Origin of the sequence: Roseinatronobacter domitianus, assembly GCF_023336755.1 — a bacterium.
Taxonomy (GTDB): domain Bacteria; phylum Pseudomonadota; class Alphaproteobacteria; order Rhodobacterales; family Rhodobacteraceae; genus Roseinatronobacter; species Roseinatronobacter domitianus.
In genome coordinates this window covers 43,405-57,222 of the sequence record NZ_JALZWP010000001.1, presented here as the reverse complement: position 1 = coordinate 57,222, position 13,818 = coordinate 43,405, and the positions used below count along the sequence as shown (strand labels likewise).

21 protein-coding genes and 1 tRNA gene are annotated in these 13,818 nt (G+C 61.0%); 7 read left to right on the top strand and 15 right to left on the bottom strand.

The features are described from left to right. The first annotated feature begins 4 nt into the window (after positions 1-4). The 3 genes from M3N55_RS00295 (at position 5) to M3N55_RS00285 (ending at position 1,748) form a co-directional block, all read left to right on the top strand. On the top strand, positions 5-637 hold the full coding sequence (locus tag M3N55_RS00295; RefSeq protein ID WP_249055284.1) for an imm11 family protein: 633 nt from the start codon (positions 5-7) through the stop codon (positions 635-637). 149 nt (positions 638-786) lie between these two features. Continuing rightward, a complete protein-coding gene (locus tag M3N55_RS00290) occupies positions 787-1,284 on the top strand; it encodes a phosphatidylglycerophosphatase A family protein (protein ID WP_249055282.1) in 498 nt (165 codons plus the stop codon). Next, a complete protein-coding gene (locus M3N55_RS00285) occupies positions 1,281-1,748 on the top strand; it encodes a CinA family protein (protein WP_249055280.1) in 468 nt (155 codons plus the stop codon). Before M3N55_RS00290 ends, M3N55_RS00285 begins: the two co-directional genes overlap by 4 nt. Here M3N55_RS00285 and M3N55_RS00280 read toward each other — a convergent pair. Further along, complete coding sequence (locus tag M3N55_RS00280) at positions 1,745-2,191, bottom strand: type II toxin-antitoxin system RatA family toxin (RefSeq protein WP_249055278.1); 447 nt, start codon at positions 2,189-2,191, stop codon at positions 1,745-1,747. The genes M3N55_RS00285 and M3N55_RS00280 overlap by 4 nt on opposite strands. A gap of 68 nt (positions 2,192-2,259) precedes the next feature. Here M3N55_RS00280 and hpt point away from each other — a divergent pair, with 68 nt between their 5' ends. The 4 genes from hpt to M3N55_RS00260 all read left to right on the top strand — a co-directional run bounded on the left by hpt (position 2,260) and on the right by M3N55_RS00260 (position 5,575). Beyond that, positions 2,260-2,796, top strand: coding sequence for a hypoxanthine phosphoribosyltransferase (gene hpt, locus M3N55_RS00275; protein ID WP_249055272.1), 537 nt, complete (start codon positions 2,260-2,262; stop codon positions 2,794-2,796). Positions 2,797-2,881: 85 nt separating this feature from the next. After that, the gene (locus M3N55_RS00270; RefSeq protein WP_249055270.1) at positions 2,882-3,337 is read left to right on the top strand and encodes a c-type cytochrome; all 456 of its coding nucleotides are present in this window, start codon (positions 2,882-2,884) and stop codon (positions 3,335-3,337) included. A 93-nt stretch (positions 3,338-3,430) separates the two neighbouring features. After that, complete coding sequence (locus M3N55_RS00265; protein ID WP_249055268.1) at positions 3,431-4,315, top strand: cytochrome c; 885 nt, start codon at positions 3,431-3,433, stop codon at positions 4,313-4,315. Positions 4,316-4,486: 171 nt separating this feature from the next. Continuing rightward, on the top strand, positions 4,487-5,575 hold the full coding sequence (locus tag M3N55_RS00260; RefSeq protein WP_249055885.1) for an AI-2E family transporter: 1,089 nt from the start codon (positions 4,487-4,489) through the stop codon (positions 5,573-5,575). A 2-nt stretch (positions 5,576-5,577) separates the two neighbouring features. On the opposite strand, the gene M3N55_RS00255 is transcribed toward M3N55_RS00260, so the two are convergent. The 14 genes from M3N55_RS00255 to M3N55_RS00190 all read right to left on the bottom strand — a co-directional run bounded on the left by M3N55_RS00255 (position 5,578) and on the right by M3N55_RS00190 (position 13,799). Next, positions 5,578-5,802 (bottom strand): ribbon-helix-helix domain-containing protein, encoded by a 225-nt coding sequence (locus tag M3N55_RS00255; RefSeq protein WP_249055266.1) that lies wholly within the window; start codon positions 5,800-5,802, stop codon positions 5,578-5,580. Continuing rightward, positions 5,799-5,975 (bottom strand): DUF4169 family protein, encoded by a 177-nt coding sequence (locus M3N55_RS00250; RefSeq protein WP_249055262.1) that lies wholly within the window; start codon positions 5,973-5,975, stop codon positions 5,799-5,801. The genes M3N55_RS00255 and M3N55_RS00250 overlap by 4 nt, the downstream gene beginning before the upstream one ends. Before the next feature lie 10 nt (positions 5,976-5,985). After that, positions 5,986-6,300, bottom strand: a complete 315-nt coding sequence (locus M3N55_RS00245) for a DUF6525 family protein (protein ID WP_249055259.1) — start codon at positions 6,298-6,300, stop codon at positions 5,986-5,988. Continuing rightward, positions 6,297-7,508: a GTP-binding protein gene (locus M3N55_RS00240; protein ID WP_249055257.1), complete on the bottom strand. Its 1,212-nt coding sequence runs from the start codon at positions 7,506-7,508 to the stop codon at positions 6,297-6,299. Before M3N55_RS00240 ends, M3N55_RS00245 begins: the two co-directional genes overlap by 4 nt. A 1,223-nt stretch (positions 7,509-8,731) precedes the next feature. After that, a tRNA-Phe gene (locus M3N55_RS00235) sits at positions 8,732-8,806 on the bottom strand. A 96-nt stretch (positions 8,807-8,902) separates the two neighbouring features. After that, positions 8,903-9,085 carry a DNA gyrase inhibitor YacG gene (locus M3N55_RS00230; protein WP_249055255.1) on the bottom strand — a complete coding sequence of 61 codons (183 nt, stop codon included), beginning with the start codon at positions 9,083-9,085 and terminating at the stop codon, positions 8,903-8,905. Further along, a complete protein-coding gene (locus M3N55_RS00225; RefSeq protein ID WP_249055253.1) occupies positions 9,082-10,119 on the bottom strand; it encodes a ribonuclease E/G in 1,038 nt (345 codons plus the stop codon). The genes M3N55_RS00230 and M3N55_RS00225 overlap by 4 nt, the downstream gene beginning before the upstream one ends. Beyond that, positions 10,116-10,685: a Maf family protein gene (locus M3N55_RS00220; protein WP_249055250.1), complete on the bottom strand. Its 570-nt coding sequence runs from the start codon at positions 10,683-10,685 to the stop codon at positions 10,116-10,118. The genes M3N55_RS00225 and M3N55_RS00220 overlap by 4 nt, the downstream gene beginning before the upstream one ends. Positions 10,686-10,689: 4 nt before the next feature. Further along, a complete protein-coding gene (infA, locus tag M3N55_RS00215; RefSeq protein ID WP_072245643.1) occupies positions 10,690-10,908 on the bottom strand; it encodes a translation initiation factor IF-1 in 219 nt (72 codons plus the stop codon). A 99-nt stretch (positions 10,909-11,007) separates the two neighbouring features. Further along, positions 11,008-11,877, bottom strand: coding sequence for a carbon-nitrogen hydrolase family protein (locus M3N55_RS00210; RefSeq protein ID WP_249055248.1), 870 nt, complete (start codon positions 11,875-11,877; stop codon positions 11,008-11,010). Further along, complete coding sequence (locus tag M3N55_RS00205; RefSeq protein WP_249055247.1) at positions 11,874-12,461, bottom strand: GNAT family N-acetyltransferase; 588 nt, start codon at positions 12,459-12,461, stop codon at positions 11,874-11,876. Before M3N55_RS00205 ends, M3N55_RS00210 begins: the two co-directional genes overlap by 4 nt. Then, complete coding sequence (locus tag M3N55_RS00200) at positions 12,458-12,856, bottom strand: ketosteroid isomerase-related protein (RefSeq protein ID WP_249055245.1); 399 nt, start codon at positions 12,854-12,856, stop codon at positions 12,458-12,460. The genes M3N55_RS00205 and M3N55_RS00200 overlap by 4 nt, the downstream gene beginning before the upstream one ends. Before the next feature lie 4 nt (positions 12,857-12,860). After that, complete coding sequence (locus M3N55_RS00195; protein WP_249055243.1) at positions 12,861-13,319, bottom strand: arsenate-mycothiol transferase ArsC; 459 nt, start codon at positions 13,317-13,319, stop codon at positions 12,861-12,863. Continuing rightward, entirely contained in the window at positions 13,320-13,799 is a 480-nt protein-coding gene (locus M3N55_RS00190) for a UPF0262 family protein (RefSeq protein ID WP_249055241.1), read from the bottom strand. Between the last annotated feature and the right edge of the window lie 19 nt (positions 13,800-13,818).

Genomic DNA, 13,818 nt, shown 5'->3' with positions numbered 1-13,818 from the left:
CACAATGCCCCACGTCTTCGACATGCAACTTGGCAAGGTTCAGATCCCGGTGGAAATGCCCGACTGGAACGAGCGCTACATGAACCCGGCCCGGGGCGAAGAGGGGGGCCAGGCCGTCCATGCCTGGCGCGATGGCGCGCGGAAATCTTTGCCCGAGGAACTGCCGAAGGTGCTTGTCGCGGACAAGCCCCGCAAGTCCTGGCCCGATGCGTTCACCGGCATGAACGGCATATACGTCGTCTCCGGCCGCGCGAAGGATGTGATCGAGCGGTTCGATCCCGATCTTCACCAGTTCTTCGAGGTTCCCCTCCGCACCAAGCGTGGCGTCGAGATCGAAGGGCCGTGGTTTATCATGAACGTGACCGTGCGGCAGAACTCCATCGTCGTCGAGAAATCGCGGGTCCAGATGAGTACGAGAAGGCCGGACAAGCTCAATTCGTTCTGGGTCAATTCGACCACCAAAGACGTCGTCGTCGACACCTCTTGCCTCGCTCCGGATATCCATTTCTGGAGGGAGTCCCGCTTTTCAGGAAGCCTGATGGGCTCGGACGCCTTCGTGGCGGCGCTGAAGAAAGCGGGCGTCAAGTTCTTCCCGTCCTACCCCGCGACCAATCTCAACGACCTGAAGACAGGTTGAAAGATGGCCACGGGCACAAGGCGCGCGCCGTCCGGGTGACCGCCCATGCAGAAGGCATCGCGCAGCGCGCGGATTTGTGCTGTAAGGGCGGTTGAACGTGGGGGGGCTGCCCCCCGAAGTATTCGGGGCAAGATGAAGGGGACTTGGACATGCGCTTGACGAGCATGATCACAACATTCGGCGGCGTGGGCTACTTGCGCCCTGCCCCCGGCACATGGGGCAGCGTGGCGGCGCTGCCGGTGGCTTGGGCGCTACATGTTCTGGGCGGGTTCTGGTTGCTGTTGGCGGCGACATTCGTGGTCTTTGCGCTTGGCTGGTGGGCCACCATTGCCGAGACGCGAGAGACGCCCGATGCCGACCCATCCGAGATTGTCATCGACGAAGTGGTGGGCATGTGGATCGCGCTTTGGCCGGTGTCCTTGGGCGCGATGATGCAGGGCGTGGACGTGACAGCACTTTGGCCCGGCTGGGTCACAGCGTTTCTGGCGTTTCGCGCCTTCGATATCTGGAAGCCCGGCCCGGTTGGGCTGGCAGACCGGATGCACACGCCTTTGGGCGTAATGCTGGACGATGTGGTCGCGGGCTTTCTGGCGACGTTGGTCGTGGCCGTGGCAGCGGTGGTCAGCCACGGAATGATGGGCGCATGAGCGCGGGCGCGGTGTTAGAGGCGGCGCGCGCGCGCGGCGTGATGCTGGCGACCGCGGAAAGCTGCACTGGCGGGTTGATTATGGCCGCGCTGACGGCGGTGCCGGGGTCATCCGACGTGGTGGACCGTGGGTTTGTGACCTATTCCAACGCGGCCAAATGCCAGATGCTTGAGGTCGCGCAAGCCACGCTCGACGCGCAGGGCGCAGTGTCTGAAGACGTTGCACGCGAGATGGCGCAAGGCGCGCTGGTCCGGTCACAAGCCGGGCTGGCGGTGGCGGTGACAGGTATTGCCGGGCCGGGCGGATCAGAGCACAAGCCCGAGGGCCGGGTGTGCTTTGGATTGGCGGATGCAGAGGGCGTGGTCACGGAAACGCTAGAGTTCGGCGCAATCGGGCGCGACGCGGTGCGCGCGGCCACGGTAGACCATGCGCTGGCAATGGTGCTGAGACGGTTGCGGGCTTAACCGTAAAGCGCCTTGGCGCGGGCCTCGAACGCGCCGACGACGCGGCGCATGGCCTGATCGAACACCACCCCGATGATCTTTTGCAGCATGGGCGATTTGAATTCGAAATCGACGTGGAAATCGACAACGCAGCCACCATCCTCGGCATCCTGCACCGTCCAACGCGACACCATATGCTTGAATGGCCCATCCAGATAGGCGGTGTCGATCACGCCATCCTGGGGAAACAGCCGCACCCGGCTGCCGAAGCGCTCGCGAAACACTTTGAACGAGATCACCAGATCAGCTTCCATCTCCTCGCCGCCATCGATGGGCTTGCGCGACCGGATGCGCGCGGCAGCTGTCCATGGCAGAAATTCCGGGTAGCGTGCCACATCCGCCACCAGATCATAGATCTGACGGGGCGTGTAGGGCATGTGGCGGTGTTCGGTATGGGTGGGCATGCGCGGATCGGGCCTTTTGTCTGGGCAGGACATGTCTTAGACTTGGCGTGAAAAATCAAGGGGCCGAGATGTCGCAAAAACCCTATCAGATCGACCAGATGATAAGCGCCAAGCAAATCGCCGCGCGGGTCGAGGAGTTGGCGGGAGAGATAAGCCGCGAATTCGCCGCCACCGACAAGCTGGTTGTGGTGGGCTTGCTGCGCGGGTCATTCATATTCATCGCCGATCTTGTGCGCGAGATTGACCTGCCGCTGGAGGTCGATTTTCTGGAGGCGTCGAGCTACGGCAACAGCACCCAATCCTCACGCGAGGTGCGGGTGCTGAAAGACCTGACCGGCAAGATCGCCGGGCGCGATGTTCTGGTGGTCGAGGACATTGTCGATACCGGCTTTACCCTGCACCATGTTTTGCAAATGCTGCTGGCGCGCAACCCAGCCCGGCTGGAGGTTTGCGCATTGCTTGACAAACCCTCGCGCCGCGAGGTCGACATTCGCGCGCGCTGGACCGGGTTCGAGATACCAGACGAGTTCGTCGTAGGTTATGGCATTGATTATGCACAGAGAAACCGCAACCTGCCCTATATTGGAAAAGTGCGCTTCGTATAATCCCGGCGATCACGCGTGCGTGTGTTTGAAACGTCACGAATGCAGGCTAGGCTTCTCACCTCAGTAAGACACGAGGAGTTTCGAGATGGCATTTTACAAGATAATCACCGGTGCGGCGCTTGCGGTTGCCCTGGCCGCCCCGGCACTGGCCCAAGACAACCCTAGCGTGGCGGCCCGTCAGGGTCAGTTCAAGCTATACGGTCATAACCTGTCAGTTGTGGGCGGCATGGCGCAGGGACGTATGGAATATGACGCCGCGATGGCGCAGACTGCGGCCGACAACCTGTTCCACCTGACCCGGCATGACCAATCACGGCTTTGGCCAGAGGGGACCGATTCGTCTTCGCTCATCGAAACCCGCGCGAAGGCGGAGATATGGGAGAATCTGGACGACTTCACCGCCAAGTTCGTTGCCCTGCAAGAGGCGTCTGTCGCGCTGCAAGCTGCGGCGGGCAATGGGCTGGATGCGCTGCGCCCTGCCGTGGGTGCGCTCGGCCAATCCTGTGGCGCCTGCCATGAGGATTATCGCGAGGAAAGCTGACGCTGATCTTGCGATTTTAGATATGCGGGCCGTTCCAGTGCTGCCTGTGCGGCCCGCATGCACAGTTGAATGCATTGTTTGACGGGGCAAGATATGAAACCGGCGGTATATGGTCTTTTGGCACTTGCGGTTATCGGCGGGGTCACTGGCTGGTTCATCACCCGCCCCACCGCCCTGCCCAGCACTGTGTCAGACCGGCTGACTGGCGATGCAGAAGCGGGCGAACGCGTCTTTTTGGCGTCGGGCTGCGCGTCCTGCCATATGGGCACAGACGATGGCGCAGACCCAAAGCTGTTGTTGGGGGGCGCGGCATTCCAGACCCAGTTTGGCACTTTCTACGCACCCAATATCAGCCCCGACCCGGACCATGGCATCGGCGACTGGTCGCAAGCGCAGTTCCTGAATGCCGTGATGCGCGGGGTCTCTCCCGAAGGGCAGCATTATTTCCCGGCCTTTCCTTACACGTCCTATACCAAGGCCGACCCGCAAGACATGGCGGATCTATACGCCTACATGATGACCTTGCCTGCGGACGCAACGCCGTCGCGCGCGCATGATGTGGCCTTTCCGTTCGACATCCGCCGCAGCGTCGGGCTGTGGAAGGTGCTTTACATGAACCGCGATTGGGTGGTGACGGGCGATCTGACAGAGCAGGAAACCCAAGGCCGCTACCTGGCCGAGGCGCTGGCCCATTGCGCCGAATGCCACACGCCGCGAGGTGCTTTGGGCGGCCTCGATCGCGCGGCTTGGCTGGAAGGCGCGCCCAACCCATCGGGCAGCGGGCGCATTCCGCCCATCTCCGGGGCAGATTTCACATGGTCCGCATTCGACATCAGCGCCTATCTGGAAACCGGCTTCACGCCGTCCTTTGACGTGGCTGGCGGGTCGATGGCCAAGGTCATCGCCAATCTTGGCCAGCTCGAGAAACCCGAACTCGACGCGATAGCCGCCTATATTCTACGCGCCGCGCAGCAGTAACCCATTTGCCACGACATGGCCCGGATCATGCCTTGCCGGTGGCCCTTTTCACGCCCATACTACGCGACATAGCGTTTGCACGACGGAGCCATGTCAGAAAATCAGAAAACCATCACGCCACTTTCTGCGCGCCTCAGCTTTGGCGAGAAATTCCGGCTGCAAACATGGCTCATGGGCATCATCGCCTTCGCGGTGGTGCTGTTCTTGCTGGTGCAGGCAAAATTCATCCTGATTTCGCTCGCCATTGCGATCATCCTGTTCTCGCTGACCTCGGATGCGATCAACTCGATCCAGAGCATGAAGATCGGTAATTTGCGGGTCACGAACTGGGTCGCGTCGGTGCTGGCGGTTGCCTTGATCGCGTCGGGACTGCTTACCATGGCCGGGCTGGTGATTTCGCAGATCAACACGGTGCTGACCACCACGCTTGCCTATACAGAGGACGCGCAACGCGCCATCGCGCGCATGTTTGCCTGGATGGGTGAAGATGTCGAAGCCTCGGTCCTGGCCACCGTCCGCTCGATAGAAGTGTCCGGCTATTTGCGCTCGGCGGCCGGGCAAGCGGGGACGCTGTTGTCGCAGGTGGTGCTTATCATCCTGTTCGTGGGCTTCCTGTTTGCCGAACGCGTCTGGTTCGGCACAAAGCTGGAAAAACTCATGAGCGATGAAGCGCAGGCCCGCAGGGTCAGTGCGATCATCGGCTCCATCATCCGGCGTGTGAACCGTTACCTGCTGGTCAAGACATTGATTTCGGCGGTCACAGGCGGGTTGATCTTTGCTTTGCTAAGCGTGTTCAATCTGCAATTCGCGCTGGCCATGGCACTCTTAACCTTTGTGCTGAACTTCATTCCCTCGGTTGGGTCCATCATTGCGACGCTGGTCGTGACATTGGTGGCATATATTCAGGTTGCAGAACCCTCAACCGCAATCCTGATCTTTGTTATCGCAGGCATGATCCAGTTTTTGCTGGGCAACGTGATCGACCCAATGCTCATGGGCCGAACGCTGCGCCTGTCCTCCTTCGGGATCATCATCTCGCTTGCCTTCTGGGGCGCGGTCTGGGGCGTGCCGGGGATGTTTCTTGCCGTGCCCTTCATGGTGGCCGTCATGATCGTCTGCTCGCATATTCCAACCGCAAGGCCGGTGGCGGTCCTGTTGTCGCGCGAAGGGTTGCCGGAAGAAGAATTCCCCCTTCCCCAATCCGCTGATACGGACACGGCGGAAGATGACGGTTACGCAAAGGCGGTCGGGGCGGAATAGGCTTAGCCTTTGGCGCGGCGCAGCGCGTCTTGCAACACATGCACCCGAATGGCAGAGGCCAGCCCCATATCGCCGCGCGCCGCGTCTATTCTTGCGGCCAACGCGTTCAGCGCCACGCCGTCACGCGCCGCAATCGCACAAAATTCGCGCCAGAATGCCGTTTCCAGCGACACCGAGGTCCGGTGCCCGCGCAAGGTCAGCGAATGTTTGACCGGGCGCGCAGTCATGGCTCGCGCTTATGGCCGTCCAGATGCGCACGGGCTTTGTCCGATTGCGCCTGCTCTGCCTGCTTTAGCGCGCGACTGCGCCCATGACGGGCTGCATTTTCATCCCCCGCGCGGCGCTTGGCATCACGGGCGCTCTGTTTTCGGATGGTCCGCAGGTTGATGATCTTGCTCATGTCGCAAAGACTAGCCGCGCCCTGACCCATCGGCAACGCTGTTTTCAGTGCCGCGCGCGGCAGGATGCTCCGCCCCCCAGATTGCGGCGGCATCGCGGGCAACAAGTTTGCGTTCCGCGGCGTCCAATTGCGCCAGCGCGCGGCCCGTGTCTCCCGTCCGGGCCAGCGCGCGCGCAAAGACCTTCTGCACAGAGCCGGGACGCCATGGCAGCGCCGCCCCTGCCAACCAATTGCGCAATTCGGGCGGCAGACGGTCAAAATCCTGCATCGGGTCGCGCGTCCGGATTTTCGCGCGCAGATTCGTGCGGCGGTTACGCGCGCTCATGCGGCCTCTACCCGGCGCCAAAGCGGGAACGGGTCCGGCAGGTCCGGCAGGCTGTCCGGCCCCTGCGCCTGATGCTCGGGAAGCAAGCAGGCGTCCAGCGTGGCTTTCAGCGCGGCCCAGTCAATCCCTGCGCCGATAAAGACAATTTCCTGCCGTCGGTCGCCCCACGGCTCCACCCAATGCGCCGCCATATAGCTGCGCGCGGCATCGTGGTCGGGCCAGCGATCACGCGGGACAGCGGCCCACCAAGTTCCCAAGGGCTTGACCGATGAGAGTGCCCCCGCAAGCGAGAATTCCGCAACCCAGTCGGGCCGCGTGGCGATCCAGAAATGCCCCTTGGCGCGGATCACACCCGGCAGTTCACCATTCAGCACCGCCATGATCTTTTCCGGCGCGAAGGGACGGCGCGCACGGTACACATGGCTGGAAACGCCATATTCCTCGGTCTCGGGCATGTGATCGGCAAAACCATACAGCTCTTTGGCCCACATCGGATGCTCATGCGCGGCCTCGAAGTCGAACAGCCCGGTGTTTAGAATTGCATCCGCGGCAACATCGGAATGGTCGGCTTCATAAATCCGTGCATCAGCGTTCAAACTACGGATGATCTTGCGCGCGGCATCCGTCCGCTCTGGCCCGGCATCATGCACCTTGTTCAGGATCACCACATCGGCAAACTCAATCTGCTCGACCAGCAGATTGACCAATGTGCGGTCGTCATCTTCGCCCAATGTCTCACCCCGGTCACGCAGAAAATCATGGCTGGAATAGTCGCGCAGCAGGTTCACCGCATCGACCACCGTGACCATGGTATCCAGCCGCGCCACGTCGGACAGGCTGTCGCCGCCTTCATCGCGAAAATCAAATGTCGCGGCCACGGGCAAAGGTTCGGAAATTCCGGTTGATTCGATGAGCAGGTAATCAAATCGTCCCTCGGCGGCCAGTTTGCGCACCTCTTGCAGCAGATCATCGCGCAAGGTGCAGCAGATGCAGCCATTCGACATCTCGACCAGCGTCTCATCCATGCGCGAGAGCTCGGTTTCGGCGCGCACCAAATCGGCGTCGATATTGACCTCTGACATATCATTGACAATGACCGCCACGCGCAGCCCGTCGCGATTGTTCAGAACCCGGTTCAGAAGCGTCGTTTTCCCTGCCCCAAGGAACCCTGACAGGACGGTGACAGGCAAACGATGGTCGCGGGGCATGGCAAGATCCTCAACTTGAAAATGTTATGTTATCATATAACACTTTAAGGTGCCAAGACCACCCGGCACGGGAAGAAATTTGCCAAGAAACGCTGTTCGGTTTCCGCAAAATGCGTTATGATTGCCCTATGTCGATCAACAAATTTCGCAAATTCCTTTACGCATTGGCCAAGTATTCTGGCGATGCGCAGGCCATAACCTCGAAACGCAAAGGGGCCGTTTCACGGCGAATTGGGCGCCGCATTGCGGGCAAAGTGACTGGTAAAGCCTTGGGAAAGCTATTCAAATAGCTTGGTGCCATATGCTCACAGTGGCTGCGTTGCTTCGCTGTTTGCTGATATGAGCCCATATTCACCCAAGGCCTTGAGCATGTGACAACCTTACACATCTGCCAAGTTCCGTGCCACAAAGTGATCGTTCGATGAGGAAAAAGGCGGTCAGGGTCGGCCGCGTCATACACTCAGAGAGTAGACTGCCAAGATTTGCAAACATGCCGGACAGCGGCCTGCGATCAACCAGGTCAGCAACTTCCAGCACCACCGGCATTGCAAAATAAGAGTCTTCAAAGAAGAGCGGCGATATTGGTTCGCCCCGCAAGGTGCTGGCCTTGCCGTGACGCGAAACGAGTCTCCTATGGGCGCTGTTGTGGAACTCTGACCGTCGCTTAGCCATCTGTCGCAATTGAGCCGTGCCCGGAACGCTCACCGTTCGATCATAAGTGACCTTGCTCAGTGCCGGCGAAGTTTATCGCCATCCGACCAGTGCCGAAACCGCCTGCCATGCTACGACCTGAAAGCCCCGAGCTATCAACATATCTGGAAAGGCTTTGGCGTCAGCTCAGGCGTAGGCGCCCAAGTGTATGTCGCCACATAGGTCGATCGGGTCGGCACAGGTTCTTGCGCCGTCATTGCAGTGGCGCTGGATACATGCTGGCGTAGGATGCGCTTACCCGGAAACTTCTGGCTCTGGGGCCGCCGATGGCGCCAGTATTCTCCGAAATGATCGGCAGCTTTCCTGGCTCTGTCTAGGGAAATCTTTGGCGTTCTCGCGCGCGACATGGTGCGATCCGAGGCGAAGTGTAGTGACAACTCAGTTCGCTTGGAACACCACAGCTAAAGAAAAAACATGCCGCCTTTTACGAACGTGAAATCGTCGCGAACTTGGCCTACAGCTTATAGCATTGGCTAAAATCCAAAGCGTTACCAACATGTTACCATGATAAATGGTGCCCGGGGGCGGAATCGAACCACCGACACGAGGATTTTCAATCCACTGCTCTACCCCTGAGCTACCCGGGCACGGGTCTTGTTTGAGGGACTGTTTCAAGCCTGCCTCTGTGGGTAGCGGTGTATTATGTCAGGCGGGTTTCACTGTCCAGAGGCAATTCGAAAAAACTACCGCGATTCAGGGGGCTGCTGAGCATCTCCGTCAGGCGTGTCATCCTCGGCATCTGTCAGAGGCACGGGGATTGCGTAATCCGCCCGTAGCCAACGGGCCAGATCGACATCGGCGCAGCGGCGCGAACAGAAGGGGCGATACTCTGGCACCGCCGATTTGCGGCAAATCGGGCAGCTCATGACAGCAGCACCGACAGCGCCACACGGTCGCGTTTGCGGGTCAGTTCGAAATTGCCCAAGGGTGTGAAGCCCGCCAGCACCGTATCGCGCCCATCGCGTTTGAAAGCGGCGCCCAGCACCTGTTCCAGCACCTGTTTTTCGCGTTTCGGGTAGGGGGCAAGATCGATCACCACCTGCCCACCAAGCCCGCGCAGTCGCAATTGGCGCGGCAGGGCGCGGATCGCGGCGATATTGGCTTTCAGCCCGGCAGCGGGGCTGGTGTCGGGGCCCGTGTTGATGTCGACCGCGACCAGCGCACGGGTGGGTTCGATCACCATTGACGCCCCATGCGACAGCCCCACTTCGGCGCGCGTCAGCTTATAAAGCGCGTCATCTACCCCGTGCCGTGCGAAGCTGCCAAGGCTGTCATCCAGCGTATCAGCCGCCGCCCAGTCGCGCCATGCAAGTTCATGCGCGCCGGGCGCGGCCACAAGCAATTCGGGCTTACCAGCGGCATCGGCCAGCACGTGTTCGGCAAGGCTGCGCATCTGGAGAATATCATCGGCGATCGTGGCCTCATCGGCCTCCAGACAAGCAGAGCGCAGGATAAGGCCAAGGCTCTCCCCGGCCCCATCCATACAGTCGCGCGCCAGCGCATCCAGATCGGCACGCAGCGCGCCGTCATCAATCTGGCGCGAGATGTTCAGCCCCGGCGCATCGGGCGTGACAATCGCGTAGCGGCTTTTGAACAGCAGGCGTGTGGTGACGGGCACCGCTTTGCCAGCTTCGGCCAGCCCTGTCACTTGCACCAGTATCGGGTCGCCGGGGCGCAACCCTTTGGTCTGGCGCAGGAACCCGCTTTGGCCGTCGGGCAGATCGACAAACGCGCCGCCCATACCCTTCACGGGCCGCCCAAACTTGCCACGAAACAGCGTTTCCGGCGGGATGACCCAGTCGGGCGGGTCGATGGTGAAATCTTCCAGAACGCCATCAACCATCTGCGCCGCAGCTTGCCGCGTGCCGATCTGGTCCAGCGCGATTGTGCTACCCTTCATGCGCTCCACCTGTAGCCTGCCGCGCGCAGAAGCGTGGCGGTTTCGGCGGCGGGCAGGCCCATCACGCCGGTATAAGACCCCTGCATCCACGGGATAAAAGCCGCGCCCAGCCCTTGGATGGCATAGCCCCCCGCCTTGCCCTGCCATTCGCCAGACGCAAGATAAAGGTTCACCTCGTCATCCGACAGGCGTTTCATCTTGACGACACTAAGCTGCGTCCGCGTCCAGACACGATCCCCAAGCCTGAGCGCGACAGAAGTGATGACATCATGCCGCCGCCCCGACAGCTTGTGCAAAAACGCAGCCGCTTCGCCAGCATCGCTCGGTTTGCCCAAAATGCGCCGGCCCAGTGCAACGGTTGTGTCGGCACATAGCAGCAGGTCATCCGGGTTGGTGGTGAGGGCGTCCAGCTTGGCGCGGGTCACGCGCTCGCAATAAGGGCGCGGCAGTTCCGCCTTGTGCGGCGTCTCGTCTATGTCCGCTGCCACCACGCCATCGGGCGTGATGCCAAGCTGCGCCAGAACCTCTAGCCGTCTTGGGCTGCCAGAGCCGAGAATCAGGCGCATGGCATTACTTGAAGCGGTAATTGATCCGCCCCTTGGTCAGGTCGTAGGGGGTCATTTCCACCTGAACCTTGTCGCCAACCAGAACACGAATGCGGTTTTTCCGCATCTTGCCTGCCATATGCGCATTGATCTCATGGCCGTTTTCCAGCTCGACCCGAAATGTCGCATTAGGCAGGAGTTCTCTGACGACACCGGGAAATTCGAGCAGTTCTTCCTTGGCCATGGTCACTCCGTCCGTTATGGGCGCGCGTTTGCCGCGCGTGCGCTGCTAGATGCGCGCATTGTGGCGTTTTTTCAAGCCAAATATGCAAATAGGCCGATGCTAGTCCCGCCCAAGTCGGATTTTTTGCTCTGGCCAATGGGCGTAGTTCAACACCGCACCGTTGCGCCGCACCTTGTGGATGGCGCTCAGATCGATCTCTGCCACCGCCCAGCCGGGAGCGTTGAGCGCGGTTTCGGCGATGATCCCGTTGTCCGGAAGGCCCGTGTCGGGCGGGCCATAAATGGCCGCGGCACCGGTATTCGCATCGACGGCCGGGCACCACTCTGCCGCACCCACTGTAGGAGCCTGCACGACGATGCATTGGTTTTCCAGCGCGCGCGCCATCGCGCCGATCTTGACGCGGGTGTAGCCCGCCACCCCTTCGGTGCAGGAAGGTGCGAGGAGGATCTCTGCCCCGGCTTCGGCCAGCGCGCGACCCAGCAGCGGGAATTCCGCGTCATAGCAAATCAGGATACCGATGCGCCCCAAAGGGGTGTCGAACACGCGCAAGCCGTCTTGGCCGGGGGCAATGTCCCAGTCCTCGCGCTCGAAGCGGGTCATGATCTGCTTGTCCTGATGGCCGATCACGCCCTCTGGCCCGTAAAGCGTGGCGCGGTTCACGGGCCGCGAGGCCCCGGCTTGCGCCGGGGCGGACGCACCAAGGATATGCACGCGGTGCTGTGCGGCCAGGGCGCAATGCAGATCAGTCACGCGGGGGGCGTGGCGCATGACCTCTGTCAGCGCGGCTTCCAGATCGGCGGCAACCGCAGCCCCGCCAAGGCTGGCCAGTTCCATTGATCCATATTCCGGGAACACCAGCAGATCGGCCCCGGTTGCGGCACCCGTGGCGACCCAGTTGGTCAATTTGGCGGCGTAAGCGTCCCAATCGGTCAGGAAATCCAGCGGGTAAGCGGCGGCTGCGAGTTTCATAATCGGCGCATCCAGACTTGCAGGGGCTTCGCGGTCTCCGCATCCTCGCCAATATCGCGCCATGTGAACTGGGCCACGACACCCCGCAGGGGCGCATAGCCGCGCTTGCGCCAGAACCCGTCGAGCGGGCGGTAGCCTTCGGGCCGCGCTGGGTGGTCGCTCGCGCGCTGCACGCTGCAAAAGGCGGCGTGGCTTAGGCCCAAGGCGCGCGCTTGATCTTCGCGCAGGTCGAAAAACCTGTGCCCCGCTCCCTGCCCCCGATACTCTGGCAGCAACACCGATTCAGCACAGTAGAACACCTGTTCGGGGTCATGGCCGGTATTGTCGAACGCCGCGCGAAATTTTGGGTCGGCATCGACCATCGGCAGGCCGGTCGCGGCGCCCACCAAACGATCACCATCAAACGCCGCCGCAACAATCGCGCGCGGGTTGTCACGGTAAACCGCCAGATATTCGCGCTCATAGGCCAAATCGCCGTCATAGAGATATGGCCAGTCGCGGAACACCCGGATACGCAGATCCGCCAGCCCGTCTATGACCAGGCCAATCGCCGCACCCGTCAACGCCTCATACCGCAAGCTCATACCGAAACCTGTGCGATCCAGTCTTGCAGGTTGTAATAGGTCGTCACACGGGTAATCTTGCCATCCCGCAGCGCGAAAAACGACCCGGCGGACAGGACATATCGCTGCCCGCGCGCCTCTGGCAGACCCGGATCGGTTTGCAGATATTCACCATGCACCACGAATTCCGCCGCCGCGCGGCTGCCGTCCCCTGATGCGAAAATCACCATATCGCGCAACTCTTCGCGGTAGCTGACGCCCATATGGCTGCAAAATTCGGCAAAGGCCACGCGCCCGCACCGGACCTCGCCTTGGTTGACATGGTGTTCCACATCGTCGGACACCAGCGACAGCATGGTGTCCGTGTCGCCCGCGTTGAAGGCGGTGAAATACTGCTCGATTACATCGCGGCTCATAAGGCTACCCTTCGGTCGGCGGCCCAAACCGGGCCAACAGGCGTTGCTTGATCTGGTCACGGGCCTGACGGTAGGCGGTCAGCTTGGCGTCGCGCGTCTCTCCCAGCCCTGACGGGTCCATGATCGGCCAGTATTCTACGTCGATATGGGCAAAGCGTGTAAGCTCCAGCGCCTGCCTTTGGCTTGCAGGCGACAGCGCAATAATCAGATCGAAGCCGCCAAGGTCATCGCCCCAATCCATCATCTCTTCAAACGAGCGCGAACGATGGCGCGCCAATTCGACCCCGTCTTCCAAGCTGACGGAAATGGAAAACCCGTCAATCTCGCGGTCTGAATGCACACCCGCCGACTGGACATAGGCGCGCTGACCATAAAGCTTTTTCATGAACCCCTCGGCCATAGGCGAGCGAACGGAATTATGGTCGCAGCAAAACAGCACGGAAGAGGGGAAACCCGTGCTCATTCAACCCCCGAAATGCAGCACGCAGACCAAGGTAAACAGGCGGCGCGCGGTGTCTTTGTCCAGATCCGCCTTGCCCTCCAGTCGTTCCTGCAAGATGCGCGCGCCCTCATTGTGAATACCGCGCCGGGCCATGTCGATCGCCTCGATCTGACTGGGCGGAAGGGATTTGACAGCTTCGAAATAGCTGCCGCAAATCTGGTAGTAATCCTTCACCACCTGCCGGAACGGCCCAAGCGACAGGTGCATCTCGCTGACCGTCTCACCCGCGTCATCGCGCAGGTCTATGACCAGACGCCGCTCGCGGATTGCCAGCGTCATGTGAAATGGACCCTGCGGTGCATCCTGCCCGTCGCGGCCCAACAACGTAAAGCTGTTATCCTCCAGCAGGTCGAACACGGCGACCTTGCGTTCCTGTTCCACCTCTGGCGTGGGCGTCGGCAGCCCGGTGTCGTCGATCTCTATCTTGCTGATACGGCTCATGGTCACTCTGGCAAATCAT

Bases quoted from the DNA above. Each gene is read 5' to 3' on its own strand.
- M3N55_RS00295 (WP_249055284.1), top strand. From the start codon at position 5: ATGCCCCACGTCTTCGACATGCAACTTGGCAAGGTTCAGATCCCGGTG.
- M3N55_RS00290 (WP_249055282.1), top strand. From the start codon at position 787: ATGCGCTTGACGAGCATGATCACAACATTCGGCGGCGTGGGCTACTTG.
- M3N55_RS00285 (WP_249055280.1), top strand. From the start codon at position 1,281: ATGAGCGCGGGCGCGGTGTTAGAGGCGGCGCGCGCGCGCGGCGTGATG.
- M3N55_RS00280 (WP_249055278.1), bottom strand. From the start codon at position 2,191: ATGCCCACCCATACCGAACACCGCCACATGCCCTACACGCCCCGTCAG.
- hpt (WP_249055272.1), top strand. From the start codon at position 2,260: ATGTCGCAAAAACCCTATCAGATCGACCAGATGATAAGCGCCAAGCAA.
- M3N55_RS00270 (WP_249055270.1), top strand. From the start codon at position 2,882: ATGGCATTTTACAAGATAATCACCGGTGCGGCGCTTGCGGTTGCCCTG.
- M3N55_RS00265 (WP_249055268.1), top strand. From the start codon at position 3,431: ATGAAACCGGCGGTATATGGTCTTTTGGCACTTGCGGTTATCGGCGGG.
- M3N55_RS00260 (WP_249055885.1), top strand. From the start codon at position 4,487: ATGGGCATCATCGCCTTCGCGGTGGTGCTGTTCTTGCTGGTGCAGGCA.
- M3N55_RS00255 (WP_249055266.1), bottom strand. From the start codon at position 5,802: ATGACTGCGCGCCCGGTCAAACATTCGCTGACCTTGCGCGGGCACCGG.
- M3N55_RS00250 (WP_249055262.1), bottom strand. From the start codon at position 5,975: ATGAGCAAGATCATCAACCTGCGGACCATCCGAAAACAGAGCGCCCGT.
- M3N55_RS00245 (WP_249055259.1), bottom strand. From the start codon at position 6,300: ATGAGCGCGCGTAACCGCCGCACGAATCTGCGCGCGAAAATCCGGACG.
- M3N55_RS00240 (WP_249055257.1), bottom strand. From the start codon at position 7,508: ATGCCCCGCGACCATCGTTTGCCTGTCACCGTCCTGTCAGGGTTCCTT.
- M3N55_RS00230 (WP_249055255.1), bottom strand. From the start codon at position 9,085: ATGAGCTGCCCGATTTGCCGCAAATCGGCGGTGCCAGAGTATCGCCCC.
- M3N55_RS00225 (WP_249055253.1), bottom strand. From the start codon at position 10,119: ATGAAGGGTAGCACAATCGCGCTGGACCAGATCGGCACGCGGCAAGCT.
- M3N55_RS00220 (WP_249055250.1), bottom strand. From the start codon at position 10,685: ATGCGCCTGATTCTCGGCTCTGGCAGCCCAAGACGGCTAGAGGTTCTG.
- infA (WP_072245643.1), bottom strand. From the start codon at position 10,908: ATGGCCAAGGAAGAACTGCTCGAATTTCCCGGTGTCGTCAGAGAACTC.
- M3N55_RS00210 (WP_249055248.1), bottom strand. From the start codon at position 11,877: ATGAAACTCGCAGCCGCCGCTTACCCGCTGGATTTCCTGACCGATTGG.
- M3N55_RS00205 (WP_249055247.1), bottom strand. From the start codon at position 12,461: ATGAGCTTGCGGTATGAGGCGTTGACGGGTGCGGCGATTGGCCTGGTC.
- M3N55_RS00200 (WP_249055245.1), bottom strand. From the start codon at position 12,856: ATGAGCCGCGATGTAATCGAGCAGTATTTCACCGCCTTCAACGCGGGC.
- M3N55_RS00195 (WP_249055243.1), bottom strand. From the start codon at position 13,319: ATGAGCACGGGTTTCCCCTCTTCCGTGCTGTTTTGCTGCGACCATAAT.
- M3N55_RS00190 (WP_249055241.1), bottom strand. From the start codon at position 13,799: ATGAGCCGTATCAGCAAGATAGAGATCGACGACACCGGGCTGCCGACG.